This is a genomic window from Streptomyces sp. NBC_00190, from assembly GCF_036203305.1.
Lineage (GTDB): Bacteria > Actinomycetota > Actinomycetes > Streptomycetales > Streptomycetaceae > Streptomyces.
The window spans coordinates 2,960,473-2,983,679 of record NZ_CP108131.1 but is presented as its reverse complement, the minus strand read 5'-3'; the positions used below and the strand labels follow the sequence as shown (position 1 = coordinate 2,983,679).

21 protein-coding genes and 2 tRNA genes are annotated in these 23,207 nt (G+C 70.0%); 17 read left to right on the top strand and 6 right to left on the bottom strand.

The genetic code is table 11. The features are described from left to right. Nucleotides 1-106 precede the first annotated feature (106 nt). Nucleotides 107-1,516 carry an amino acid permease gene (locus OG429_RS14500; RefSeq protein WP_328925741.1) on the bottom strand — a complete coding sequence of 470 codons (1,410 nt, stop codon included), beginning with the start codon at nt 1,514-1,516 and terminating at the stop codon, nt 107-109. A 171-nt stretch (nt 1,517-1,687) separates the two neighbouring features. Between OG429_RS14500 and OG429_RS14495 the strand changes: the two genes are divergently transcribed. Next, a complete protein-coding gene (locus OG429_RS14495) occupies nt 1,688-2,470 on the top strand; it encodes an SDR family NAD(P)-dependent oxidoreductase (RefSeq protein ID WP_328925740.1) in 783 nt (260 codons plus the stop codon). A 71-nt stretch (nt 2,471-2,541) separates the two neighbouring features. Here OG429_RS14495 and OG429_RS14490 read toward each other — a convergent pair whose 3' ends face one another. Then, complete coding sequence (locus OG429_RS14490; RefSeq protein WP_328925739.1) at nt 2,542-3,939, bottom strand: amino acid permease; 1,398 nt, start codon at nt 3,937-3,939, stop codon at nt 2,542-2,544. A 285-nt stretch (nt 3,940-4,224) separates the two neighbouring features. Here OG429_RS14490 and OG429_RS14485 point away from each other — a divergent pair, with 285 nt between their 5' ends. Beyond that, nucleotides 4,225-4,809 (top strand): biotin transporter BioY, encoded by a 585-nt coding sequence (locus tag OG429_RS14485; protein ID WP_328925738.1) that lies wholly within the window; start codon nt 4,225-4,227, stop codon nt 4,807-4,809. Between the two features lie 80 nt (nt 4,810-4,889). On the opposite strand, the gene OG429_RS14480 is transcribed toward OG429_RS14485, so the two are convergent. Continuing rightward, nucleotides 4,890-6,326: an amino acid permease gene (locus tag OG429_RS14480; RefSeq protein ID WP_328925737.1), complete on the bottom strand. Its 1,437-nt coding sequence runs from the start codon at nt 6,324-6,326 to the stop codon at nt 4,890-4,892. A gap of 218 nt (nt 6,327-6,544) precedes the next feature. On the opposite strand from OG429_RS14480, the gene OG429_RS14475 reads away from it, so the two are divergent. Beyond that, nucleotides 6,545-7,030: a ribose-5-phosphate isomerase gene (locus OG429_RS14475; RefSeq protein WP_328925736.1), complete on the top strand. Its 486-nt coding sequence runs from the start codon at nt 6,545-6,547 to the stop codon at nt 7,028-7,030. Nucleotides 7,031-7,097: 67 nt separating this feature from the next. Beyond that, entirely contained in the window at nt 7,098-7,904 is an 807-nt protein-coding gene (locus OG429_RS14470; RefSeq protein WP_328925735.1) for an Fpg/Nei family DNA glycosylase, read from the top strand. On the opposite strand, the gene OG429_RS14465 is transcribed toward OG429_RS14470, so the two are convergent. After that, complete coding sequence (locus tag OG429_RS14465) at nt 7,901-9,136, bottom strand: GNAT family N-acetyltransferase (RefSeq protein ID WP_328925734.1); 1,236 nt, start codon at nt 9,134-9,136, stop codon at nt 7,901-7,903. The genes OG429_RS14470 and OG429_RS14465 overlap by 4 nt on opposite strands. A gap of 117 nt (nt 9,137-9,253) precedes the next feature. Between OG429_RS14465 and OG429_RS14460 the strand changes: the two genes are divergently transcribed. The 5 genes from OG429_RS14460 to OG429_RS14440 all read left to right on the top strand — a co-directional run bounded on the left by OG429_RS14460 (nt 9,254) and on the right by OG429_RS14440 (nt 13,697). Next, nucleotides 9,254-10,396: a PP2C family protein-serine/threonine phosphatase gene (locus OG429_RS14460; protein ID WP_328925733.1), complete on the top strand. Its 1,143-nt coding sequence runs from the start codon at nt 9,254-9,256 to the stop codon at nt 10,394-10,396. A 113-nt stretch (nt 10,397-10,509) separates the two neighbouring features. Next, a complete protein-coding gene (locus tag OG429_RS14455; protein WP_328925732.1) occupies nt 10,510-11,331 on the top strand; it encodes an ABC transporter ATP-binding protein in 822 nt (273 codons plus the stop codon). 154 nt (nt 11,332-11,485) lie between these two features. After that, a complete protein-coding gene (locus OG429_RS14450) occupies nt 11,486-12,874 on the top strand; it encodes a pyridoxal phosphate-dependent decarboxylase family protein (RefSeq protein ID WP_328925731.1) in 1,389 nt (462 codons plus the stop codon). Continuing rightward, on the top strand, nt 12,871-13,326 hold the full coding sequence (locus OG429_RS14445) for an HD domain-containing protein (RefSeq protein ID WP_328925730.1): 456 nt from the start codon (nt 12,871-12,873) through the stop codon (nt 13,324-13,326). The genes OG429_RS14450 and OG429_RS14445 overlap by 4 nt, the downstream gene beginning before the upstream one ends. A gap of 176 nt (nt 13,327-13,502) precedes the next feature. After that, entirely contained in the window at nt 13,503-13,697 is a 195-nt protein-coding gene (locus tag OG429_RS14440; protein WP_150519620.1) for a hypothetical protein, read from the top strand. Here the strand turns inward: OG429_RS14440 and OG429_RS14435 are convergent. Continuing rightward, nucleotides 13,694-14,194: a DUF4231 domain-containing protein gene (locus tag OG429_RS14435; protein WP_328925729.1), complete on the bottom strand. Its 501-nt coding sequence runs from the start codon at nt 14,192-14,194 to the stop codon at nt 13,694-13,696. The genes OG429_RS14440 and OG429_RS14435 overlap by 4 nt on opposite strands. A gap of 379 nt (nt 14,195-14,573) precedes the next feature. On the opposite strand from OG429_RS14435, the gene OG429_RS14430 reads away from it, so the two are divergent. The 4 genes from OG429_RS14430 (at nt 14,574) to OG429_RS14415 (ending at nt 19,605) form a co-directional block, all read left to right on the top strand. Further along, nucleotides 14,574-15,812 (top strand): right-handed parallel beta-helix repeat-containing protein, encoded by a 1,239-nt coding sequence (locus OG429_RS14430; protein ID WP_328925728.1) that lies wholly within the window; start codon nt 14,574-14,576, stop codon nt 15,810-15,812. Between the two features lie 317 nt (nt 15,813-16,129). Then, nucleotides 16,130-17,581: a vanadium-dependent haloperoxidase gene (locus tag OG429_RS14425; RefSeq protein ID WP_328925727.1), complete on the top strand. Its 1,452-nt coding sequence runs from the start codon at nt 16,130-16,132 to the stop codon at nt 17,579-17,581. Next, entirely contained in the window at nt 17,578-17,709 is a 132-nt protein-coding gene (locus tag OG429_RS14420) for a hypothetical protein (protein ID WP_328925726.1), read from the top strand. Before OG429_RS14425 ends, OG429_RS14420 begins: the two co-directional genes overlap by 4 nt. Nucleotides 17,710-18,045: 336 nt before the next feature. Next, complete coding sequence (locus OG429_RS14415; protein WP_328925725.1) at nt 18,046-19,605, top strand: FAD-binding oxidoreductase; 1,560 nt, start codon at nt 18,046-18,048, stop codon at nt 19,603-19,605. A 74-nt stretch (nt 19,606-19,679) separates the two neighbouring features. On the opposite strand, the gene OG429_RS14410 is transcribed toward OG429_RS14415, so the two are convergent. Beyond that, a tRNA-Gly gene (locus tag OG429_RS14410) sits at nt 19,680-19,750 on the bottom strand. A gap of 168 nt (nt 19,751-19,918) precedes the next feature. Here OG429_RS14410 and OG429_RS14405 point away from each other — a divergent pair. The 4 genes from OG429_RS14405 to OG429_RS14390 all read left to right on the top strand — a co-directional run bounded on the left by OG429_RS14405 (nt 19,919) and on the right by OG429_RS14390 (nt 23,205). Beyond that, nucleotides 19,919-19,995: transfer RNA gene (locus OG429_RS14405), tRNA-Pro, on the top strand. 188 nt (nt 19,996-20,183) lie between these two features. Further along, nucleotides 20,184-21,572: a trigger factor gene (gene tig / locus OG429_RS14400; protein ID WP_328925724.1), complete on the top strand. Its 1,389-nt coding sequence runs from the start codon at nt 20,184-20,186 to the stop codon at nt 21,570-21,572. A gap of 276 nt (nt 21,573-21,848) precedes the next feature. Then, nucleotides 21,849-22,466, top strand: coding sequence for an ATP-dependent Clp protease proteolytic subunit (locus OG429_RS14395; RefSeq protein WP_328925723.1), 618 nt, complete (start codon nt 21,849-21,851; stop codon nt 22,464-22,466). A gap of 67 nt (nt 22,467-22,533) precedes the next feature. Beyond that, a complete protein-coding gene (locus tag OG429_RS14390) occupies nt 22,534-23,205 on the top strand; it encodes an ATP-dependent Clp protease proteolytic subunit (protein WP_328925722.1) in 672 nt (223 codons plus the stop codon). The last annotated feature ends 2 nt before the right edge of the window (nt 23,206-23,207 follow it).

Genomic DNA, 23,207 nt, shown 5'->3' with positions numbered 1-23,207 from the left:
CTGCACGCTAGCAGTATCTATTCCGCCTCACACGTAAGGGATACCTCTGTACAACGCAGGTCGGCCCCGTGCGGACGCACGGGGCCGACCTTTGGCCGAGCGGGTGTCAGCGGGCAGCCGCGGCCCGGCGCTGCATCACGTATCCGGTCACCGCGAGGGCGGCGGTGAGCCCGCCGGTGAAGATCACCTGGACCCGCGTGTCCTCGCCCAGGGCCATCAGGACCAGCACCCCGGCCACCCCGGCCAGCGCCACCCAGGTCAGGTACGGGAAGCCCCACATCCGCACGACCAGCTTCCCGGGGGTCTCGCGCTCCAGCCGGCGGCGCAGCACGAACTGGGAGACGGCGATGAAGCCCCAGACGACGAGGATGACTCCGCCGACCATGTTCAGCAGCCACGCGAACAGGGTGTCCGGGTACCAGTAGGACAGCAGCACGGTGACGAAGCCGAAGCCGGAGGAGGCGAGCACCGCCCGGCGCGGCACACGGCCGGCGAGCTTGCCCAGGGCCTTGGGCCCCTGGCCGCGGGAGACGAGGGAGTAGGCCATGCGCGAGGAGCCGTAGATGTTGGCGTTCATCGCGGAGAGCAGGGCGATCAGGATGACCACGTTCATGATCTGGCCGGCCGCCGGGATGCCCAGCTTGTCCAGGGTGGCGGCGTACGGGCCGTCGGCGGTGACCGCCGGGTCGTTCCACGGGAGCAGCGTGACGATCACGAGCATGGAGCCGACGTAGACGATCGCGATCCGCCACATGGTCGTCTTCACGGCCCTGGCCACGCCCCCCACGGGGTCCTCGGACTCGGCGGCCGCGATGGTCACCGTCTCCAGCCCGCCGTACGCGACGACCGAGGCCAGCAGTCCGACCAGCAGGCCGTCCATCCCGTTGGGGAGGAAGCCGCCGTCGTGGTGCAGCAGGTTCGCGGCGCCGGGGGAGCCGGTACCGGGCAGCAGGCCCAGGACGGCCAGCACGCCCAGGCCCAGGAAGAGCCCGATGGCTCCGATCTTGAGGGCGGAGAACCAGAACTCGAACTCGCCGAAGTTCGATACGGCGGCCAGGTTGGACCCGCAGAAGACCGCCATGAAGACCAGCACCCACATCCAGGAGGGGGTGCCCGGGAACCAGCCGGTCATGATGTTCGCCGCGCCGATGGCCTCGATGGCCACCCCCACGCACAGCAGTGTCCAGAACATCCAGCCGACGGTGAATCCGGCCCAGGGGCCGACCGCCCGCTCCGCGTGAACGGAGAAGGAGCCGGAGGCGGGGTTGGCGGCGGACATCTCGCCGAGCATCCGCATCACGAACATCACGAGCAGCCCGGACGCGGCGTACGCGAGCACGATCGAGGGACCGGCGGCGGCGATGCCGGCGCCGGAGCCGACGAAGAGTCCGGCGCCGATGACACCGCCGAGGGCGATCATCGAGAGGTGGCGCTGCTTGAGTCCGCTGCCGAGGGGTGGTCCGGCGTCGGTCCGCTGTGTTTCCGGGGGTGTCAGGGTGCTGGTGCTGTGACTCATCGAGGGGTGTGCCTGTCCGGTGTGCGGGGAGAGGGGACGAGGTGCCCCACTCTGCCGAGTGTCCGATCACCGGACGTTTTCTGTCCGATATCCGGACGTCGGCTTCACGGTTCGTGATCACGCCCGTACGCTCACGGCGACGCCGCAGACACCGGATCGAGGGGGCCACCGATGGACCGGACCGTGACACCGCTTCCCGACACCGGCCGGGGCGTACTCGTCACCGGCGCCTCCCGGGGCATCGGCCGGGCGATCGCGGCCGCCTTCGCCCGGCAGGGCGACCGGGTCGCCGTGCACTGCTCCGCCCGGCGGGCGGATGCGGAGGAGACCCTCGCCTCGCTGGAGGGGGAGGGCCACGTACTGCTCGCCGCGGACCTCGCCGACCCGGCCGGGGTCGAGGCCCTGGCGGCCGGGGCGGACGAGGCGCTCGGCGGCGTGGACGTCCTGGTCAACAACGCCGCCGTGATGCTCGCCCACCCGCTGCCCGAAACCTCCTACGAGGACTGGCAGCAGGCCTGGCGGCGGACCGCCGAGGTGAACCTCTTCGGCGCCGCCAACCTGACCCACCGCGTCGCCCGCCGCATGATCGACGCGGGACGCGAGGGACGCATCGTCAACGTCGGCTCGCGCGGCGCCTTCCGCGGCGAACCCGACCACCCCGCCTACGGCGCGACCAAGGCCGCGCTGCACGCCCTGGGCCAGTCGCTCGCCGTCTCCCTCGCCCCGCACGGCATCGCCGTCGCTTCCGTGGCCCCCGGATTCGTCGCCACCGAGCGCGTCGCCGGCCGGCTGGAGGGGCCCGAGGGCGCGGACATCCGGGCGCAGAGCCCCTTCGGCCGTGTCGCGGACCCGCGGGAGATCGCCTCCGCCGTGCTCTACCTGGCCTCCCCCGGCGCGGTCTGGAGCTCGGGCACGGTCCTCGACGTCAACGGGGCCTCCTACCTGCGCACCTGACAACGGCCAGGACCCCCGCGCGGCGGCGCGGGGGTCCTGGCCGTCATCGGCCCCGTGGGCCGGGTCCGGTTTCAGGCCCTGCGGGCCCGGATCTCCCGCACCCACGCCACCACGAGGACGAGGGTGGCGGCGCCCGAGGACCACAGCAGCTGCGGCCGGGCCGAGTCGTCGAACAGCATCAGGACCAGCACCGCCGCCATACCCAGCAGCGCCGCCCACGTCGCGTACGGGAACAGCCACATCGGCAGCGTCAGGCGCTCGGGCATGTCCCGCTCGATCACACGGCGCAGCTTGAGCTGCGAGACGGCGATCAGGGCCCACACGAACAGCAGCACCGCGCCGACCGCGTTGAGCATGTAGAGGAAGATCGTGTCCGGCCACAGCAGGTTCAGGACCACCGACACGAAGCCGAAGGCCACCGAGGCGAACACCGCGCGCAGCGGCACCCCGCCGCCCGAGACCTTCAGCAGCGCCCTCGGCGCCTCGCCGCGCTCGGCCAGCGAGAACACCATGCGCGAGGACCCGTACAGGTTCGCGTTCAGCGCCGACAGCAGCGCCACGAACACCACGATGTTCATGATCTGGCCGGCCGCCGGGATGCCGATGGAGTCGAGGACGGCCACGTACGGGCTCATCCCCGGCTTCAGCGAGTCCCACGGCAGCAGGGTCACGATGACCAGCATCGAGCCGACGTAGAAGAAGAGGATGCGCCACACCGCGCTGCGCACGGCGCGGGCCACGGAGCGGGCGGGGTCGTCGGACTCGGCGGCCGCGATGGTGACGACCTCCAGGCCGCCGAAGGCGAAGATGACCGCGAGCATGCCGGCGACGACCCCGGCGATGCCGGCCGGGAAGAAGCCGCCGTGGCCGGTGAGGTTGGCCGTGCTGACCGGGTCGGTGTCCGGGAGCACGCCGAAGATCGCGAGGGTGCCGAGGATCAGGAACAGCACGATCGCGCCGACCTTGAGGGCGGCGAACCAGAACTCGAACTCGCCGAAGTTCCGCACGGCGGTCAGGTTTGCCACGGTGAAGACCACCATGAAGATCAGTACCCAGACCCACTGGTCGACCGAGGGCACCCAGCCGTTCGCGATCTTCGCGGCGCCGGTCGCCTCCACCGCGAGCACCACGACCAGCAGGAACCAGTACAGCCAGCCCGCCGAGAAGCCGGCCCAGCGGCCCAGGGCCTTCTCCGCGTAGACCGAGAAGGAGCCGGACGCGGGCATCGCGGCCGACATCTCGCCGAGCGCGCGCATCACCAGCATCGCGAGCACGCCCGCGAGCAGGTAGGAGCAGATGATCGCCGGACCGGCGATGCCGATGCCGGCGCCGGAGCCGACGAAGAGCCCGGCGCCGATCACGCCGCCGAGGCCCAGCATGGTCAGGTGGCGCTGCTTGAGGCTGTGGCTGAGGGGTTCCGCGGGCAGGTCGCCCGTCAGGGGAGGAGCTTCGGGCAGGCTGTCGCGCATGAGGGGGTGCTCGTACTCTCGTTCGGCCCAGCGGCGGTGGGGACTCCGCATCAGGATTGGCGGGACCCTACAGTCTCACTGAGCGGCGGCCTTCCGTGCAAAACGGACGTGCTGTTGGATCTGCCCCGTGACGCGGATCACGCCGACGAGGGTGTGGGTCGGGGTCTTTGTGTGGTCTCCACCAAACCGGGGAGTATGCCTTTGTGTCGGGCGGCGGTGGGACGGCGTCGGCCCGCGGACTAACGTCGGTGATCGTCCAGTCACCACGATCTTCCGGAGCCCCCGATGAGCACCGCTTCCGTCTCCTTCCGGCCCGGCGCCGTCCTCGCCGATCTGCTGCCCGCGAGCCGCGTCCGCGACCTCGCGCTCGTCGTCGGCGGAGCCGCGCTCACCGGGCTCGCCGCGCAGATCGCCGTGCCGGTCCCCGGCTCCCCGGTCCCGGTCACGGGCCAGACCTTCGCGGCGCTGCTCGTCGGCACCGCGTTCGGTGCCCGCCGCGGCTTCCTCTCGCTCGGCCTGTACGCCCTCCTCGGCGCGGCCGGCGTGCCGTGGTTCGCGGACGGCACCTCCGGGGCGGGCGGCGCCTCCTTCGGCTACGTGCTCGGCATGCTGCTCGCCGCGACCCTCGTCGGAGCCCTCGCGCAGCGCGGCGCCGACCGCTCGGTGGCCCGTACGGCGGCCACGATGGTGCTCGGCTCCGCGGTGATCTACGCGGTGGGCGTGCCGTACCTGATGGCCGCCACCGGCATGTCCCTGAGCGCCGCCGTCGCGGCGGGCCTGACCCCGTTCCTGATCGGCGACGCGCTCAAGGCCGCCCTGGCGATGGGCGCCCTGCCGTCCGCCTGGAAGCTGGCGGGCCGCCGCGGCTGAGCGGTTCGGTTCCCCGACGCGCCGGAGCCCGGCCCGCCTGTGAGGCGGGCCGGGCTCCGGCGTACGTACGCGACCAGGGGTCAGCCCTGCAGCGCGGCCCGCTTGCGGCGGAAGTCCAGCACCACGCCGACGGCCACGACCGCACCGGCGACCAGGGTGGACAGGGTGACCACCTCGCGGTTGGCGTCGTCCACGAACATGTAGCCGATCACGAACATGATCAGTGCGGCGGTGGCCCAGGTCAGCCACGGGAACAGCCACATCTTCACGGTCAGCTTCTCCGGGGCCTCGCGGACCAGGATCCCGCGCATCCGCAGCTGGGTGAAGCAGATCACCAGCCAGACGAAGAGCGCGATGGCACCCGAGGAGTTCAGCAGGAAGTTGAAGACCGTGTCCTTGAAGGCGTAGTTGAAGTAGACGGCGACGAAGCCGAAGACCGTGGAGCCCAGGATCGCGGCCACCGGGACGCCCCGGGAGTTGACCTTGGCGAACGCCTTCGGGGCGTCGCCGCGCTCACCGAGCGAGAAGGCCATGCGGGAGGCGGTGTAGAGACCCGAGTTCAGGCAGGACAGCACGGCGGTCAGGACGATGACCTCCATGATCGTGCCGGCGTGCGCGATGCCGATCGAGTCGAGGGCGGCGACGTACGAGCCCTTCTCGGTGATCGACTTGTCGTTCCACGGGAGCAGCGTCAGCACGATGAAGATCGAGCCGAGGTAGAAGACGCCGATGCGCCAGATGACGGAGTTGGTGGCCTGGGTGACCGCCTTGCGGGGGTTCTCCGACTCGCCGGCGGCGAGGGTGACGATCTCGCTGCCCATGAAGGAAAAGACGACCATCAGCACGCCGGTGAGGACGGCGCCGTAGCCGTTCGGGAAGAAACCGCCGGCGTCGGTCAGGTGGGCGAAGCCCGCACCCGGGTTGTCGGAGCCCGGCAGCACACCGAAGACGGCCAGCATGCCGATGATCACGAAGGCGCCGATGGCGACGACCTTGATGCCCGCGAACCAGAACTCGAACTCACCGTAGGAGGCGACGGAGCCGAGGTTGGTGGCGGTCAGGACCGCCATCACGATCAGGGCCCAGGCCCACTGCGGGACGGCCGGGATCCAGCCTTCGAGGATCGAGGCACCGGCGGTGGCCTCCACGGCCAGGACGACGACCCAGAAGAACCAGTACAGCCAGCCGATGGAGAAGCCGGCCCAGCGGCCGAGCGCGCGGTCGGCGTAGGCGGAGAAGGAGCCCGAGTTCGGGCTGGCGGCGGCCATCTCGCCCAGCATCCGCATCACGAAGACGACCATCGCGCCGACCAGCGCGTAGGAGATCAGGATGGCGGGGCCGGCCTTGGCGATGCCGCCACCGGAGCCGACGAAGAGGCCGGCGCCGATGACACCGCCGATGGCGATCATGGACAGGTGGCGGTTCTTGAGACCGGCCTTCAGACCGTCGGAGGGCTGACCTTCACCGTTGTTTCCGGTGGGGTTGCCTTCCTTCTGAAGGGTCGTCGTGGAGCTCATGGACGGATCCTTAGGTTCTCGGGTTGCGAGCCCCGGCATTCAAACCTGAGATGAACGCAGGGCGGAAGACCCCAATCCGGATCGTTGCGTAGGGACGAACGTCCAGAACCGCGGTCCCCCCTGTCCCATCTGCGTTCTTTGGGTTTACTTGAGCTTTAGAAGTGACTTACGCGACACCCCCTGCGGGCTGCCGGGCCCGTTCGTGCCACACTCGTCCCATGCGCGTGTACCTCGGATCCGACCATGCCGGCTTTGAGCTCAAGAACCACTTGGTGGACTGGCTCAAGAACAACGGCCACGAGCCCGTCGACTGTGGGCCCCACATCTACGACGCGGTGGACGACTACCCGCCGTTCTGCCTCCGCGCCGCGGAGAAGACCGCCGCGGACGCCGACAGCCTCGGCATCGTGATCGGCGGCTCCGGCAACGGCGAGCAGATCGCCGCGAACAAGGTCAAGGGCGTCCGCGCCATCCTCGCCTGGAGCGTCGACACCGCGAAGCTCGGCCGTGAGCACAACAACGCCAACGTGATCTCCGTCGGCGGCCGGATGCACACGCAGGACGAGGCCGTCAGCTTCATCGAGGCCTTCCTGGCGACCCCGTACTCCGACGAGGAGCGCCACACGCGCCGCATCGAGATGCTCTCCGCCTACGAGCAGACCGGCGAGCTGCCCCCGATCCCGGCCCACCACCCGCAGGGCTGATCTTCCGCTTCGCCGTGCCGCCGGAGTCCCCGGCGGCACGGCCGTTTCCAGACGTAGGAGCAGTGCCGTGCCCGAGGGGCATACGATCCACCGCCTCGCCCAGGACCACACCGAGCGGTTCGCCGCCCGCCCGGTCCGGGTCAGCAGCCCGCAGGGCCGCTTCGAGGAGAGCGCGGCCCTGCTCGACGGGCGCGAGCTGGAGAGCGCGGAGGCGCACGGCAAGCACCTCTTCCTGGAGCTGGGCGACGCCTGGATCCACATCCACCTCGGCCTCTTCGGCAAGCTCGGCTTCGGCCCCGCCCCGGCGCCGCCCGCGACCGACACGGTCCGGCTGCGCCTGCTGAACGAGGAGCACTACGCCGACCTGCGCGGGCCCACCGCCTGCGCGCTGATCGGCGAGGGCGAGAAGAAGGCGATACACGACCGGCTCGGCCCCGACCCGCTGCGGCCCGCCGACGACCCGGACCGGGCCTGGAAGCGGATCTCCCGCTCCCGCACCACGATCGCGGCCCTGCTGATGGACCAGAAGATCGTCGCGGGCGTCGGCAACGTCTACCGCGCCGAGGTCCTCTTCCGGCACGGCATCGACCCGTACCGCCTGGGCAAGGACCTCACGCGCGCCGAGTGGGACGCCATGTGGGCGGACCTCGCCGCGCTCATGCGCGAGGGCGTGCGGAACAACCGGATCGACACCGTCCGCGACGAGCACCTGCCCGAGGCCATGGGCCGCCCGCCGCGGGTGGACGACCACGGCGGCGAGGTGTACGTCTACCGGAGGGCGAACATGCCCTGCCACATCTGCGGGGGCGAGGTCCGCACCGCCGGTCTCGCCGCCCGCAACCTCTTCTGGTGCCCGGGCTGCCAGTCCCGCTAGAAGCCGTGCGGGAGCCAGGGGGCCACGTCCCCCGCGAAGGCCCGCGAGGCCTCGGCCAGGGCGCCCCCGCGCAGCTCGCGCACCAGGCCCGCCGCCGCCAGTGAGGTGAGGGTGATCCCGCCGAGGTACGCCGATCCCAGCTCCCGGACCGACAGCGCCAGCTCCGCCGGCTCCTCGGTCCGCGTGCAGGAGGCGGCGCCCTTCCCGTCGGCGGTCAGCCGCCACCGGCCCCCGTTCCACGGGCAGAACGCGTCCTCGACGTCCAGGACCACGTCCGCCGGGGCCCCGTACGTCCGCGCCTCCAGCGCGGCCGGCAGGTCGACGAGCCGTACGTGCAGCGAGTCCCGCAGACGCGTCCGCGACCGCCGGACGTCGCTGACCAGGTGCAGCAGCGGGTCGTCGAGCGGCCGGGACTTCGCCCGTACCGCCCACGTCAGGTCGATCTCGAAGAGGTAGCGCCACAGCGCCGCGTACGCAGCCGGGTCCAGCGCGTCGAGGTCGGCGACCTCGACCTTGCCGTCCGAGCCGGTGTGGTCCCAGTCGGGCTTGACCCGGTAGCGGGCGTACCCCACCACCTCGCCGTCCTCCCCTTCCGCCACCACGCACTTGAGTGCCGACCCGCCGCCGCGCAGCGCGGGCCCGTCCAGCAGTGCGTGCCGCTCCCAGCCCGGCTGCCGGGCCGGCATCCCGGGGCGCAGGGGGACCAGCGCCGCGTAGACCCGCTCGCAGTCGGCCAGCGCGCCCTCCGGGTCGACCAGGCGCAGCCGCACCTCGTCCGTCCCCGGCGGCACGGTGAGCCGTACCCGCGTCGTGTCGATGTCCACGCCCAGGGCGTACGTCGCCGTGCCGTAGCCGAAGCGCCCGTAGATCGCCGGATCCGAGGCCGTCAGCACGGCGAGCGGTTCGCCACCCGCCCGGATGTCGTCCAGCTGCCGGTGCATCAGGGACCTGAGCACCCCGCGCCGCCGGTGGGTGGGGGAGACGCCCACCGTCGTCACGCCGGCCGCCGGGACGATCGCCCCGCCCGGCACGGAGAGGCGGAAAGCGAAGGATCCGGCCGAGCCCACGCACGTGGCGCCGTCCCAGACACCGAGCGAACGTTCCGTCTCCGTCAGCGACTTGTACAGCGGTCGCTCCTGCGGGGAATCGGGCACACCGCCGAAGGCCAGTTCCAGGTGGTCGTACCAGACATCCCACTCATCGGCCTGTAATACGCGCATCTCAAGAGCCATACGCTCATCCCTATCAGGGCATTCCGTTGCAGTCGACCTGTTTTCGGGCGCCGTCGGACCTCAGGTCCAGGGGTACCCCTGCGCATCCACAGCCGGGATGGATAAGGTCCCGAAGCAATGGCCGGAGCACGCGTGGAATCCCTCATGGCCCGGATGCGCATGCTGTCGCGCCGGGCGCGCACCGCCCTGCGCAAATCAGCCGTCGACTACTTCCGCGGCGACGCCTCGGACTGGCTCGCCTTCGCCGGCCTGCTGGCCACCGTCCCCGCCATCGCCTGCGGCACCCTGATGCTGCCCGTCTGGTTCTCGCCGTCGGCGCTCGTCCTGCCGATCGTGGCCGGCGGCCTGCTGCTGCGCCCCGCCAGCCTCCTCGCGCTGTACGCCGCCTCCGCGGCCGCGCTGATCGTCGAGGCCCTGGTGCTCGGCCCCTACACCCAGGGCCCGGCGCGGGTCACCCCCGGTACCGTCCTCGTCGTCGCGGCCTGCGGCTTCTTCGGGCTGGTCATCGCCCAGTTCCGCAGCCGGGTCGGCGTGCCCTGGCGGCGCGGCGGCACCATGCTCTTCGACCTGCGCGAACGGATCCGCGTCCAGAGCAAGCTGCCCGCCCTGCCCCGCGGCTGGCACCGCGAGATGGCGCTGCGCCCGGCCGGCGGCCAGTCGTTCTCCGGTGACTTCGTCGTCGCGGCACGCACCAACGGCGGCCGGACCCTGGAGATCGTCCTGACCGACGTCTCCGGCAAAGGAATGGAGGCGGGCTCCCGGGCCCTGCTGCTGTCCGGCGCCTTCGGCGGCCTGCTCGGCGCGCTGCCACCGCACGGCTTCCTGCCCGCCGCCAACGGCTACCTGCTCCGCCAGGACTGGGACGAGGGCTTCGCCACCTCCATCCACCTCGTCCTGGACCTGGCGACCGGCGACTACGAACTCCTCTCCGCCGGCCACCTCCCCGCCCTCCAGCTCTCCGCGGGCACCGGCCGCTGGCAGGAGAAGACCGGTGAGGGCCCGCTGCTCGGCGTCTACGACGGCGCCGAGTTCACCCCCGCCCGCGGGAACCTCCGCCGCGGCGACGTCCTGATGCTCTTCACCGACGGCCTGGTCGAGACGGCCGACCGCGACATCAGCGAGGGCATGGACCGCCTCACCGGCGAAGCCGACCGCTACGTCGCCGCCGGCTGGGAGGGCGCCGCCTGGCACCTGATCGAAAAGGTCGCCAAGGACGTCAACGACGACCGCGCGCTGCTGCTGATCCGCCGCTCCCCCTGACCGGGGTGGGGTTTGCCCCACCCCCGTTCCGCCGGGCGCCGTCATGGCCGCCGCCCCGCCATGATCCGTAGCGTCGGCACCACGAACAGCGACGTCACGGAAGGCTGCACACCATGGGGATCCGGCGAACCAAGCGGCGGCACGACGAGACGGCCGAGGGGCCCGGCACCTCGGCCGCCGTGGAGCTGCGCGGCGTACGGCGCCAGTACGGGAACGGGGCCGGCGCCGTGCACGCGCTGCGCGGGATCGACCTGAGCCTGCCGCGCGGCAGCTTCACCGCCGTGATGGGCCCCTCCGGCTCCGGCAAGTCCACCTTCCTCCAGTGCGCCGCAGGACTCGACGTGCCCACCGAGGGCTCCGTCCGCCTCGGCGGAACCGAGATCACCGGCATGGACGAGAACGAGCTCACCGAACTGCGCCGCAGCCGCCTCGGCTTCGTCTTCCAGGCCTTCAACCTGCTGCCCTCCCTCACCGTCGAACAGAACGTGCTGCTCCCGACGCGGCTCGCCACAGGCCGCTCCACCGGCCACGACCGGGACCGGGCGGCCGACCTGCTCACCCGCGTCGGCCTGGAGGGCAAGGGCCGGCGCCGCCCCGCAGAGCTCTCCGGCGGCCAGCAGCAGCGTGTCGCCATCGCCCGCGCCCTCGTCACCCGCCCCGACGTGGTCTTCGCCGACGAACCCACCGGCGCCCTCGACACCACCACCGCGGCCGAGGTGCTCGGACTGCTCCGGACCGCCGTCGACTCCCTGCGCGCCACCGTCGTGATGGTCACCCACGACCCGGTCGCCGCGGCCCACGCCGACCAGGTGCTCTTCCTCGCCGACGGCCTGATCGCGGACCGGCTGGCGCACGGCTCCGCCGCTGCCATCGCCGCCCGGATGACGGCGCTCACCGCACGCCCGGCCCCGGCGCACGCCGGAGCGGCGGCCTGACCCGGCCTGCGCCGGCCGTTGGGGACGGGCCGGTCAGGGCGGGCGGTCAGCGCGGGCGGTCAGGGGCGGCCGGTCAGGGGCGGGCGGTCAGGGGCGGGCCAATCACCCCGGATTGGCCCGCCCCCGCCACCCCGGCTGCGCCTAACGTGCTTCCATGGACCGCACGCTCGCCGCCGACCTCGCCCGGCTCCCCGACCTCCTCGACATCACCCGTCGCGCCGCCGCCGACGCGCTGTCCGCCCTGGACGCGCGTCCCGTCGTACCGCCCGCCGGAAAGCCGGACGGCCTCGAGCCCCTCCCGGAGCACGGCGCCGGCACGGAAGCGGCCCTCGCCGCGTTCCAGGACCGCTGGGAGCCCCGGCTGTCGGCCTCCGCCGGGCCCCGCTACCTCGGCTTCGTCACCGGCGGCGCCACCCCCGCCGCCCTCGCCGGGGACTGGCTGACCGCCGCCTACGACCAGAACTCCAACTCGGCCCTCGACGGCGCGGGCCAGGACCTCGAGCGCGAGACCGTCGGCTGGCTCCGCGAGCTCTTCCACCTCTCCGACGCCCACACCGGCACCTTCGTCAGCGGCGCCACGATGTCCAACACCACCGGCCTCGCCATAGCCCGCGAATGGCTCGGGGAACGCCTCGGCGTCGCCCCGGCCGAGGACGGCGTCGCCGCCCTCGGCCCCGTCCGCGTGCTCTCCGGCGCCCCGCACTCCTCCATCGCCAAGGCCCTGTCGGTCCTCGGCCTCGGCCGGGGTTCGCTCGTCAAGGTCCCGACCCTGCCCGGCCGCGAGGCCGTCGACCCGGCCGCACTGGAGCGGGCCCTGACCGACACGCCCGGCCCGGCCGTGGTCGTCGCCAACGCGGGCACGGTCAACACGGTCGACTTCGACGACCTCCGGGCCGTCGCGTCCCTGCGCGAGCGCCACGACTTCTGGCTGCACACCGATGCCGCTTTCGGCGCCTTCGCGGCCCTCTCCCCGGACCACGCCCACCTCGCGGACGGCCTCGACGCCTCCGACTCCCTCTGCGTCGACCTGCACAAGTGGCTCAACGTCCCCTACGACAGCGCCGTCCAGTTCACCCGCCGACAGGACCTCCAGGCCCGCGTGTTCCAGAACGCCGCCGCCTACCTCGGCCCCCTCGGCGACTTCCCCGACCTGGTCCACCTCACCCCGGAGAACTCCCACCGGCTGCGCGCCCTCGCCGCCTGGTTCACGCTCCGCGCGTACGGCCGCCAGGGCCACCGGGAGATCGTCGAGCGGGACATCGCTTGCGCCCGCGCCCTCGGGGAGCACCTCTCCCAGGACGCCGCCTTCACCCTGCTCGCCCCGGTCCGGCTCAACGTCGTCTGCTTCACCCTGGCCGCCGACCCCACCCAGGCCCGGCTCGCCGCCCTGCGCGAGGCCGTGGCCGACGAGGTCTTCGTCACTCCGACCGTCTACGGGGGAACCCCCGCCCTGCGCGCCGCGTTCTCCAACTGGCGTACCACGCAGGCGGATGTGCACCGGGTCGCGCAGACCCTCAAGGCAGCGGCAAGGGAGATCGCATGACGAGCAGCCCCCTGACCCTCATCGAGGTCGAGGCCCTCGCCCGCACCGCGCACGAGGGGCAGACCGACAAGGCCGGCCGGCCGTATGCGGAGCACCTCGCGGCCGTGGCCGAGGGAGTCCGCGTGCGCGGCGGCAGTCCCGAGCAGCAGGCGGCGGCCTGGCTCCACGACGCGATCGAGGACGACGCCCTCAGCCTCACCTGGCTGGATTCCGCCGCCCTCCCGCAGTCCGTGAAGGACATCGTCCTCGCCGTCACCAAACACCCCGGCGAACCGGTGGAGCAGTACACGGCCCGGATCCTCGCCACCCCCGGCGCCCTCCTGGTCAAGGAGGCCGACCTCGCGCACAACGCCGATCCCGTTCGGCTCTCCGTACTGGACGGTCCCACGCGCGAGCGGCTGGCCGCGAAGTACGCCCATGTTCGCTCCCTGCTCGGCCTCACCGCCCCGTAACCCCCGCCCCGTGCCCGAAATATGCCTTGTGCACGTGTGGTTGGCGGAAACGGAACGATGGTGATTCGTCACGGGGCGGATAGGTGGGGCCCGTTGGTGGGAGGATGGTCCATGTGGGGGTGTGCGTGGCCGTGCGCCCCGGGCCGACCAGGGGACGACCGAAGGTGTGATCAGTAGTGGCCATTTCGCTGTCAGTGGTGGTTCTGTTGGCGGTCATCCTGGTGGTGCTGATCCGCGGCAACCACATCAAGGCAGGACCCGCCATCGTCGCGGCCCTCTTCGGCTTCTTCCTGGCGTCCAGCTCGATCGCCGACGACGTGAACCGTTTCCTCAACTCCCTCGCGACGATGATCGCGAACATCAAGCTCTAGAGGTCCCGGCGTTCCTGCCGGGCTTCGGGGATGACGTACTGGGCCTGGAGGTCGGCGTTCACCTGACCGCCCAGGGTCATGACGTTCAAGGTGGCGGAGTTCTCGTTGGCGATGGCCTTCTCCACCCGTGACACCAGCCTCGCGAAGGACTCGGTGTCCGAGAGGCCGGCGTACGGCCCCACCCCGGTCTCGAAGTAGACCCGCTCGTGGCCGAGGAGTTGCTCCGTCGACCTGTAGTTCTTCCACATCTCGCGGTACCGGTACACGCTCTCCAGCGACACGGAGCCGACGACGACCAGGCTGAGCACCGTGGCGGTGATCCTGGCGAACGGCAGGTCGATGTTCACGAGCACGGGGACCAGTGCGCCGCCGACCACGGAGACGGTCCGCATCCTGAGATGCATGGCCTTCATCCTGACGGCTTTCCGGTCGTACCACTTCTGATACTGGGACAGCCTCGTCTCCAGGTACTGCTGGGTCGCTTCCGCATCCGGCATGCGTGGGAGTACACCGGCGAACGCGCGCGGCGTCAATCGAAAACCCTGCAAAGACCTGAAAACGCCTCAGGGCCGGATCGGGGAATCGTCCTCCGATCCGCCCCGCCGATGACCTCCCGCCAGGACGCGCGGGGGACGCGGCCCGCTGGGGCCCCCGGGGGTATCTGCGTCGGCGGTTTGCGCACCTCCGCCGACAGAGCGCGAGAGCAAGGACACCTCCGCGTCACCGGCGGCCATTCAGGCGAGGGCCTCTCGGCTGAATTCTGGTCGTAGCTGGGCGTGTTGTCTTCCCGCTAATTAATCCGACATTAATTATTTCTGTTGATGTTTCGGTATTGCTTTCCGGAACGACATGCGCGATCCGCCCGAAGGAGCCCCGATGCGTCTGAGCATCTCTCGTACCGCCCCCATTTTCATGGGACTCACCCTCGCCGCTTTCGGCGTCGTCACGCCGCCCGCTACCGCACAAGCTGACACGCCGGGTCCGGACCTACTCGGCGTGTCGCAGCCGGCCGCGGCGCCTGCCAGCCCGATGCTCGGCATTCCCTCCGCCGAGGAAGGCAGAACCACCCGTGCCGCCGGCCGGGCGCTGATCGTGAACGTGACCAGCTGCAGCGAGAGCGACCTGCAAGCCGCGATCGGCGCTGTCGCCACAGTGGGCGGCACGGTCAACCTCAGACCCGGCTGCACCTACACCCTTGCCGACGCCACACCACCCAACGACGACAACGGACTGCCGGTCATCACGAGCAACGTCACGATCAACGGAGTGGGCGACACCATCACCCGAGCCGTAACCGCGGCCAATTTCCGTTTCTTCGAAATCGACGGCCCCAATGGAAACCTCACTCTCAATGCCCTGACCCTCAGCAACGGTCACGCGTCCTCCAGCCTCGGCAACGGCCGGGGCGGTGCCATCTGGCTCAATGGCGCCGGTCCCGCACTGACGCTGAACAGCACCAGGCTCACCGCCAACATCGCCGACACCTTTGGTGGGGCCGTCGACAACGACAACGGCACGGTGAGCGTCAACTGGAGCACGCTCTCCAACAACACGGCGGGGGCCGGCGGAGCCGTATTCGTCAGCCCGTTCGGAGGTTCCGGCACGGCGACCGTCAACGGAAGCAGGATCACCGGCAACCACGCAACCTCCCTGGCCGGCGGGATCGCCGCCGCCGTCGGCACGGCGGTCACGCTGAACAGCACCCCGGTCACCGGCAACGACGTCACCGGCAACAACGCGCAGGGCGGCGGCATCGCGCAAGCCGGAACCTTGAAGCTGAACGGAAGCCTGGTCACGGGCAACACCACCACCGGTAACAACGCACAGGGCGGCGGCGTCTTCAACATTTCCGGCGCGGTGCAGCTCACCAGCAGCCCGGTCACCGGAAACACCGCCAACGGCACGAACTCCCGCGGTGGCGGCATCTTCAACACGTCCTCCGGCACGGTGGCTCTCACCAGCAGCCCGGTGACCAACAACCGGGCGCTGGGAACGGGTGCGGACGGTGGCGGCATCTTCAACGCCAGCGGCACGGTGACGCGGGTGGCCAGTCTCGTCGCCGGCAACCAGCCCAACAACTGTGGTAGCCCCAGCACCGTACCCGGCTGCGTCTGAAGAGCGCCGACGCGCTGAGCGGGCTCGTACGGGAATGACGAAGGGCCAGGCTGAGGAATTCTCCTCTGACCTGGCCCTTCAGTACTCAGAGCGGGCGACGGGAATCGCCTGGGCCGTCACAGCTCGACTGGCTGTCGATCACGTCCATATGGTCAATTCCGCATGACTCCGAATGAATGTAAGAGCATCTATAGATCGGCGTGGGTCACCTTATTCGCGGCATATCCGACATTACCCTGCCGTTGCTGATCAGCGACGTCGAAAGGAAAGCCGTGCCCCTCGAACGCGATCATGGCCGTCGGTCGTCCACGGAGCCTGTGCTCCCACGCCTGAAGTACCGAGGCGGCAGGCGCCTGGGACGGCTACGGGCCGCCGTCGTGGCCGGTGCCCTGCTCGCCGGGCTGAGTCCGGTGGCGGCCGGTGCGCCGCAGGCCGCCGCCGTGGCACGGCACGAGGACGATCCGACGCAGTACTGGAACAAGGTCCTGCTGCAGACGTTCCGCAATGCGCGGGGCTCGGACGCCTCGCCCGGCAAACTCTCCCGGTCCGGGGCGATGGTCTTCGCGGCGATCTACAACGCCGAGAGCGCCTATCAATACACGTACGGAACGCTGAAGTACCAGCCGTACCTCAGCAAGCCGGTGAAGTACGCCGACAGATCGTCGCGGCCGCATCCGAACGAAGAAGAGCGGCTGATCGACCGCACGGCGTACCGAATGATTTCCGAGCTGTACCCGGGCGATCAGGCCTACATCGACGCCCGGTACGAGGCCCGGACCGGCCGCTCCCCCCACTCCTACGACCCCCTCGACCGCCTCGTGGTCGACCGCGTGGTGAGGCAGATCAACAGAGCCCGGGCGGACGACGGCTCGGACAACCCGGATGTCTACGACGGTGACACCACCACCCCTGGAGCCTGGCGGCCGACGGGCGAAGAGGCGACGCCTGACGAAGGCGCCTGCAAGGAGCCGAGCGACGCGGTGACCCCGAACTGGGGCAAGGTGAAGCCGTTCGTGCTCCGCTCCGGCTCGCAGTTCCGGCCTCCGACCCTGCGGGGCTTCACGTCCTACGACGAAATGCTGGCCAGCCCGGAGTACGCGCGCCAGGTCGACGAGGTGCGACGGGTCGGTGCCGTCGACTCCACCGAGCGCACCTACGATCAGACCGTCGTCGGCTGGTTCTGGGACCACGACCTGAACGGCACCTACCACCCCCCGGGGCAACTGCTCGAGCTGACCGGGACCGTCGCCAAGAAGTTCAAGCTCGACACGTACGAGACCACCCACTTGTTCGCGCTGTCGGCGCTGTCGTTGGCGGATGCCGGGATCGCGGCCTGGGACAGCAAGCTCGACTCCCCGATCAATGAGTGGCGCCCAGTGTCCGCGGTCCAGGCGACGGGCGGCGCGAACGCGAACTGGCAGCCCCTCACCTCAGACCGCTCGGGGACACCGTGGACCCCGTGCTTCCCCGCCTGGACCTCCGGGCACGCCAACTTCACGGCTGCGTGGGCAACTGCGATGCAGCACTTCTTCGACCGTGACGACGCCTCGTTCACCGCGCACTCCGAGGACCCGCACACCCTCGTGGCGTACCGCCAGATGAACAGCTTCAGCCAGGTCGCCGAGGAGGGCGAGTTCAGCCGACTCTGGCTGGGCGCGCACTTCCGCTGGGACGCCGAGGACGGGAGGGAGATCGGTACCAACGTCGCGGACTACGTGTTCGCCAACGCGCTGCAGCCGACACATCACGGCCGTCCGGATCACCGGTGAAACGGCCCGGCCGCTCGATCACCCGGATCGCCGAACTGCTCGGCGCCGGCATGATCACCCTCGACCACCGCATCCCGGACCCGGGGGGACGGCGCCCGAGCGCCGTCCCCCGTCGGCTCGAAGCCTGACCGCGCGGGTCCACTCATCCTCTGGATGCCCGACAAGCCGTCAACGCCTTTGTCCAGCCCACCTGGTGAAGGCGCTGACGGCACGTTCGCAGCGGCGGTGAAGGCGCCGCATCCAGGCGATCCGCGCCGTGCGGGCAACGGCCCTGGGCGTGGGTCTGAGCTGTTTGGCAGTGCGTCCCTCGTCCTTTCGTGTGGCGGGTCCGGCGAGTGGGCCTTCGACGGGGATGGCGCCGGTCGACGATCAATGGACTGGCCGATGGCATCGCAGGGGAGTCTGCGGCCGCTGTGTGAGGGTAGGTCGTCGTGATCGACAGGCGGAACGTGCTGCGGGCGGGTGTGCTGGGCGGCATCGGCGGCGCGCTGGGGCTGCAGGCACCGGAGAGTGCGGCTGCGTCAGCTCAGGCGGCAGGGGCGGTCGACGGCCGGGACTGGAAGCGGCTGGCTGATGCGCTGTCGCCCGGGGCCACCCTCTACCGGCCGCATGGCCCCGTATACCCGTCGCTGGCCTTGCCGTACAACCACAGGTACGACGGAATTCAGCCTGCCGGCATCGTTGCCTGCGCGACCGCCGAGGACGTGTCCGAAGCGATCCGCTGGGCTCGCTCGGTAGAGATGCCCGCCGTGCCGCGCTCGGGGCTGGGACACAACTACGCCGGGTATTCGACCACCACGGGCCTGCTGCTGAACATGGCCCGCATGAAGAGCATCGTCTCCACTCCGACGCCGGGCCGAGCCCGCCCTCGGACCTACGGGCCGATGAGGGTCGTGCACGACGCCGGTACCATCACCGTAGGGGCCGGCGTCACCAATGGCGACCTGCATCCGCTGTTGGAGGACGACGGCATGTTCGTGCCGACCGGTCGCTGCCCCAGCGTCGGGGTCGCGGGGCTGGTGCTCGGCGGCGGTATCGGGTTCAGCGACAAGATGTTCGGCCTGACCTGCGACCGGCTCGTTTCCACGACCGTCGTCCTCGCCGACGGACGCACGGTCAATGCCAGCGAGGATGCGCACCCCGACCTGTTCTGGGCCTGCCGCGGCGGAGCCGGCAACAACTTCGGTGTCCACACCTCGTTCACCTTCCAGTACGAGCAGTTCGAGGGCACCGTGGGCTTCTACCAGCTCCGATGGAGCCTGGACTCCGTACTGCCGGCGGTCGCCGCCGCGCAGCGCATCGCCCAGGACACCGTGGGCGACAGGCGGTTCCATCTGCGTCTGGGCATCGGTACCGACGGGAGGACCAAGGCGCAGATCCGTGCGAACGCCAACGTCAACGCCATCGGCCAGTTCTACGGCACTGTCCGCGAACTGCGGGCCATCCTCGAACCGCTGCTCGAGATCGGCACGAGCGAGGAACGCGCCCGCAACAGCGCGTCCGTTCGTCAGGTCACGCCCGGTGAGGCGAGCGTACTGCTGAGCGCCACCACACCGATCGAACGCTTCGCCACCAAATCGGCGATCCTGGACTCCCGCACTCTCTTGACCGATCAGCAGGTCAGCGCGGCAGCCGAGCGCCTGCTGGACTGGCCCGGCAGCGGCAACGAGGACGGAGCCGGGTTCGCGATGTTCGCCCTCGGCGGTGAGATCAACCAGGTACCGCCGAACGCGACCGCGTTCGTACACCGAGACGACCTCTTCGTCTTCGCCGCCGAGACCTCGTGGGCGGACTACGACCTCCCCAGCGTCGCCAAAGCCAACCTCCGCTGGGTCCAGCAGTTCTACGACGACATCTTCCCCGGCAAGGCCCCCGAACAGGCGTACCAGAACTTCCCGGATCCGACGCTGAAGAACTGGCGGGAGGCCTACTACGGCACGAACTACCCCCGTCTGGTCGACGTGAAGAGGAAATACGACCCGACCGGCTTCTTCGACTACCAGCAGGCGATCGGCACGCGCTGAGCCCGAACGGCGCGTGGGAACGACTGAGGGCCAGGCGGAGGAAACGTCCTCTGACCTGGCCCTTCGTCATTCAGAGCGGGCGACGGGAATCGAACCCGCGTAGCTAGTTTGGAAGACTAGGGCTCTACCATTGAGCTACGCCCGCAACGCGCGCGCCGCAGGTCCGGGGACCGCTGCACGGACAGCATCCTAGCGGGTCGAGCCAGGGGAACGCACACCACATTCGCGCCCGCGGCGAGGACCTGCCGGAAACCGGTCGGGAAACCCAGCGCATCAGAGGGTCTCCGGGCATGTACCCTACGTGTCGCACCGACGGGGTGTGGCGCAGCTTGGTAGCGCGTCCGCTTTGGGAGCGGAAGGTCGTCGGTTCGAATCCGGCCACCCCGACCAGCAGCAGTGTCCCCTCCGAGTCCGTAGAAGGGGTCTCCACAAGATCGCGTTGTGGGCTGATTGCCGCTTGCGGTTACTATGCAAGCTGCGTGCCCGTGTGTCTGATGTACCGGGCCGAAGTCCGCTGAACCGCTGAATCGCAGCGTGACGGCAGAACCCCCAGCAGTCAGCCACAAGGAGACCGAACCGTGAAGAGCGCCGTGGAGACCCTGAACCCGACTCGGGTTCGGCTCACTGTTGAGGTGCCCTTCGAGGAGCTCAAGGACAGCCTCGACGCGGCGTACAAGAAGATCAACCAGCAGGTCACGGTGAAGGGCTTCCGCAAGGGCAAGATCCCGGCCCGCGTCATCGACCAGCGCTTCGGCCGCGGTGCGGTGCTGGAGGAGGCCGTCAACGACGCCCTCCCGAAGTTCTACACCGAGGCGGTCAACGAGGCCGACCTGAACCCGCTGGGCCAGCCCGAGGTCGACATCACGGAGCTGAAGGACGGCGAGCTGCTGGCCTTCACCGCCGAGGTCGACGTCCGCCCCGAGATCGAGATCCCGGACTACTCCGGCATCGAGGTCGAGGTCGACGCCATCGAGGTCTCCGACGAGGAGATCGAGAAGTCGGTCGAGCAGCTGCGCGGCCGCTTCGCGTCCACCAAGGACGTCGAGCGCGCCGCCCAGGACGGCGACGTCGTCACGATCGACCTGGAGGCCAAGGTCGACGGTGAGGTGCTGGAGGACGGCGTCGCTTCCGACGTGTCCTACACCATCGGCTCGGGCGAGCTGCTCGAAGGCATCGACGAGGCCGTCAAGGGCCTGGAGGCCGGTGGCGAGGCCACCTTCACCTCCCAGCTGAAGGGCGGCTCCGCCGAGGGCAAGGACGCCGAGGTCACCGTCAAGGTCACCAAGGTCTCCGCCCGTGAGCTTCCCGAGCTGGACGACGAGTTCGCGCAGATGGCGAGCGAGTTCGACACCCTCGAGGACCTCAAGGCGGACAGCCGCAAGCGCCTCGAGAACATGAAGCAGTACGACCAGGCCACGCAGGCCCAGGAGCGCGTCCTGGAGAAGCTGCTGGAGCTCGTCGAGGTGCCGATCCCCGAGAAGCTCCTCGCGGACGAGGTCCAGACCCGCAAGCACAACCTGGAGCACCACCAGCTCGGCCAGATGGGTCTGACCATCGAGAAGTACCTGGAGTTCCAGGGCAAGACGGTCGAGGAGTTCGACGCCGAGACTTCCGAGCAGGCCATCAAGGGCATCAAGACCCAGTTCGTCCTCGACGCGCTGGTCAACAAGGAGAAGCTGGGCGTCGACCAGGAGGAGCTCACCGAGCACCTCATGCGCCGCGCCGCTTCCTCCGGCATGTCCCCCGACCAGTTCGCCCAGGCCGTGGTCGAGGGTGGCCAGGTCCCGATGCTGGTCGGCGAGGTCGCCCGCGGCAAGGCCCTCGCGGTCGTCGTCGAGGCCTCCAAGGTCGTCGACACCAACGGTGAGGTCGTCGACCTCTCCGACGAGGACGAGGAGCAGGCCGTCGAGACGGTCGAGGCCGCCGTCGAGGGTGACTCCGAGGACAAGGCCGAAGAGGCCAAGTAACACCCCGGGCCAAGCCCACTGAGCAGTGCCGAGAAGGGCCCGGACGCAGCCGCGTCCGGGCCCTTCTGCACAGGCCCCGGAAGGCCCTGGGAGCTTGCGCTCCGAGCGAACAGTTCGGGAAGCGGGATGGCGTTGTCCGACCTGCGCGTTAGGGTCCATGAATACGAGGGCACGTGAGTACCCGGATGCCGGCGGACTTGTCCGCACCGGCCGGACCGCGCCCCAGAACGAGACGCTGAGACGGCACATGGCCGTCGGAGACGAGCAGGTGGATACGTGACGAATCTGATGCCTTACGCCGCGGGTGAGCCGTCCATCGGTGGCGGCCTCGGCGACCATGTCTACAACCGGCTGCTCGGCGAGCGCATCATCTTCCTCGGCCAGCAGGTCGACGACGAGATCGCCAACAAGATCACCGCGCAGCTCCTCCTCCTGGCCGCCGAACCGGAGAAGGACATCTACCTGTACATCAACAGCCCGGGTGGCTCCGTGACGGCGGGCATGGCGGTCTACGACACCATGCAGTACATCCCGAACGACGTCGTCACCATCGGTATGGGCATGGCGGCCTCCATGGGCCAGTTCCTGCTCACCGGTGGCGCCAAGGGCAAGCGCTTCGCCCTGCCGAACACCGACATCCTGATGCACCAGGGTTCCGCCGGCATCGGCGGCACCGCGTCCGACATCAAGATCCAGGCCCAGTACCTGCTGCGCACCAAGCAGCGCATGGCCGAGATCACCGCGTTCCACTCGGGCCAGTCCGTCGAGGCGATCATCCGCGACGGCGACCGCGACCGCTGGTTCACCTCCGAGGAGGCCAAGGAGTACGGCCTCATCGACGAGATCATCTCGGCCGCGTCCAACGTGCCGGGCGGCGGCGGCACCGGGGCCTGATCCCGGCGCGCGACCTCGCGTACGCCCGCCCGCACAGGCAAGCCTCAGCCCGCAGAACGCCACCAGGATGGTGAACACCCAGATGCACATGAACAACCTCTCTCCCGCGAGCGGCCTCTACACCGGCGCTCAGGTGGACAACCGCTACGTCATCCCGCGCTTCGTCGAGCGCACCTCGCAGGGCGTGCGCGAGTACGACCCGTACGCGAAGCTCTTCGAGGAGCGCATCATCTTCCTCGGCGTGCAGATCGACGACGCCTCCGCCAACGACGTCATGGCGCAGCTGCTGTGCCTGGAGTCGATGGACCCGGACCGCGACATCTCGATCTACATCAACAGCCCCGGTGGCTCCTTCACCGCGCTGACGGCGATCTACGACACGATGCAGTTCGTGAAGCCGGACATCTCGACGGTCTGCATGGGCCAGGCGGCCTCCGCCGCCGCGGTCCTGCTCGCCGCCGGCACCCCCGGCAAGCGCATGGCCCTGCCGAACGCCCGTGTGCTGATCCACCAGCCCTCCGGCGGCACCGGCCGCGAGCAGCTCTCCGACCTGGAGATCGCGGCCAACGAGATCCTGCGCATGCGCGACCAGCTGGAGACCATGCTGGCCAAGCACTCGACGACGCCGATCGAGAAGATCCGCGACGACATCGAGCGCGACAAGATTCTCACTGCGGAGGACGCTCTCGCGTACGGCCTGATCGACCAGGTCGTTTCCACCCGCAAGAGCTCGCACTGATC

Bases quoted from the DNA above. Each gene is read 5' to 3' on its own strand.
- OG429_RS14495 (WP_328925740.1), top strand. From the start codon at position 1,688: ATGGACCGGACCGTGACACCGCTTCCCGACACCGGCCGGGGCGTACTC.
- OG429_RS14490 (WP_328925739.1), bottom strand. From the start codon at position 3,939: ATGCGCGACAGCCTGCCCGAAGCTCCTCCCCTGACGGGCGACCTGCCC.
- OG429_RS14485 (WP_328925738.1), top strand. From the start codon at position 4,225: ATGAGCACCGCTTCCGTCTCCTTCCGGCCCGGCGCCGTCCTCGCCGAT.
- OG429_RS14455 (WP_328925732.1), top strand. From the start codon at position 10,510: ATGGGGATCCGGCGAACCAAGCGGCGGCACGACGAGACGGCCGAGGGG.
- OG429_RS14475 (WP_328925736.1), top strand. From the start codon at position 6,545: ATGCGCGTGTACCTCGGATCCGACCATGCCGGCTTTGAGCTCAAGAAC.
- OG429_RS14430 (WP_328925728.1), top strand. From the start codon at position 14,574: ATGCGTCTGAGCATCTCTCGTACCGCCCCCATTTTCATGGGACTCACC.
- OG429_RS14480 (WP_328925737.1), bottom strand. From the start codon at position 6,326: ATGAGCTCCACGACGACCCTTCAGAAGGAAGGCAACCCCACCGGAAAC.
- OG429_RS14445 (WP_328925730.1), top strand. From the start codon at position 12,871: ATGACGAGCAGCCCCCTGACCCTCATCGAGGTCGAGGCCCTCGCCCGC.
- OG429_RS14450 (WP_328925731.1), top strand. From the start codon at position 11,486: ATGGACCGCACGCTCGCCGCCGACCTCGCCCGGCTCCCCGACCTCCTC.
- OG429_RS14390 (WP_328925722.1), top strand. From the start codon at position 22,534: ATGGTGAACACCCAGATGCACATGAACAACCTCTCTCCCGCGAGCGGC.
- OG429_RS14500 (WP_328925741.1), bottom strand. From the start codon at position 1,516: ATGAGTCACAGCACCAGCACCCTGACACCCCCGGAAACACAGCGGACC.
- OG429_RS14465 (WP_328925734.1), bottom strand. From the start codon at position 9,136: ATGGCTCTTGAGATGCGCGTATTACAGGCCGATGAGTGGGATGTCTGG.
- OG429_RS14435 (WP_328925729.1), bottom strand. From the start codon at position 14,194: ATGCCGGATGCGGAAGCGACCCAGCAGTACCTGGAGACGAGGCTGTCC.
- OG429_RS14460 (WP_328925733.1), top strand. From the start codon at position 9,254: ATGGCCGGAGCACGCGTGGAATCCCTCATGGCCCGGATGCGCATGCTG.